Here is a 1,272-nt window from a genome sequence, read left to right as displayed (position 1 = left end):
GTAGATAGGATTATAATAGAATATGTCTCAGACCTTCGTCTTCCAGTATTTGAATTGGCAGCATTATCATTGGAGGCAAACGCAGCACCACAATTTTGGTATGTTGCTCCGTAATGGGTTGCGAATCCATAACCAACATGGATCGCGGCTAGTTCGCCGAATGATGTTTGTCTTGTCCACCAGAAAATAACGGCTTTGGGTTCAAAGCCGATACCTGTAATTGTCTGCGTTCCAGTAGTTGTGGCTTTTGTGAACGTTCCTTTTTTGACTAAGAAATTGGTATTTGTCTTTTCTTCCGTCAAAGTGTCAAAGAAAGAGTCTTCATATTGTTGTGCAGTAAAGTTGCTATGCGTACCTTTGTCTGGGCTTCCATCTACGTCACTTGCATTGTTATCTACAAAGTTTTCAGTATCATTGACATTTAAAACTGTACTTTCTTCAGTTAAGGTGTCATAGATTACGTCTGGACCATACTGTTGAGCTGTGAAATTTGAATGCGTTCCTTTATCAGAACTAGAATCTACATCAGAATCGTCGTTGTCCACGTAATCAAACAGCGGAGCCGTAACGTTAACCTTTGCACTTGTATTGTTTGTACAGATTGTGCTTGTGTCAGAATAGTTACCTTCTTTGAGAATGACAGTTGGCGAGGTAACCGTTGCATAAGCTTGCTTCGTCATAGAAGAATATGGGCTTCCAGCCGCATTGCACAGCAAGTTACATAATAAAACGAAGAAAGTTAACACTAGCCAAATCAAATTTAGAATCCTCTTATAATCTAGACTTACTTTTACCCTCATCATATTTTCACCTAGATTGGGAAAAATAGGGAGGAGTCTATTCTTGTACATTTACTGCTATTCTTGCACGTCTACTGCTATCTGTAGGTTGGCCACGATGTCACTGTTTGCTCCAGCTGTAGCCTTTGTTTCAACGTAGATAATCCACTGTGTACTGCCCGGCAATGTCAGATATGATGTTGGAGACGGCGTGTTCCATGTCGTCCCTGTTATTGTATAGTTGAATGAAGCCTGAGAAACTCCGGCTGTGTCCATTACGATAAAGTTGATGAACGTAAAGTTGCCAATCTCCGGCTGTCCAGAAGCAGGCGTAATCGAAACATGGCGTAGTCTGAAAGTGTGACTAACTGAGTCAGTGTTGCTCACGTTAAGGGGTTGCTCATACGTCAAAGTGGCGTTCGGATATGCCTTGAGGGCCAAGCTAACCCATGTTGCGTTGGCTCCCAACGTTGAACCACTGGGCCAGTCGTTT

At 42.4% G+C, this 1,272-nt stretch carries 2 protein-coding genes; both read right to left on the bottom strand.

From position 1 onward, the window contains the following. Positions 1–803 (bottom strand): hypothetical protein (locus HXY34_14070; protein NWF97260.1); only part of this gene is annotated, 803 nt, incomplete at its 3' end. A gap of 54 nt (positions 804–857) precedes the next feature. Next, on the bottom strand, positions 858–1,247 hold the full coding sequence (locus HXY34_14065) for a hypothetical protein (protein ID NWF97259.1): 390 nt from the start codon (positions 1,245–1,247) through the stop codon (positions 858–860). Positions 1,248–1,272: the final 25 nt, after the last annotated feature.

This window comes from Candidatus Thorarchaeota archaeon, assembly GCA_013388835.1.
In the GTDB taxonomy this organism is placed as follows: Archaea; Asgardarchaeota; Thorarchaeia; order Thorarchaeales; family Thorarchaeaceae; genus JACAEL01.
The sequence above is the reverse complement of the archived record's forward strand: the minus strand, read 5'-3'. Positions and strand labels throughout refer to the sequence as shown.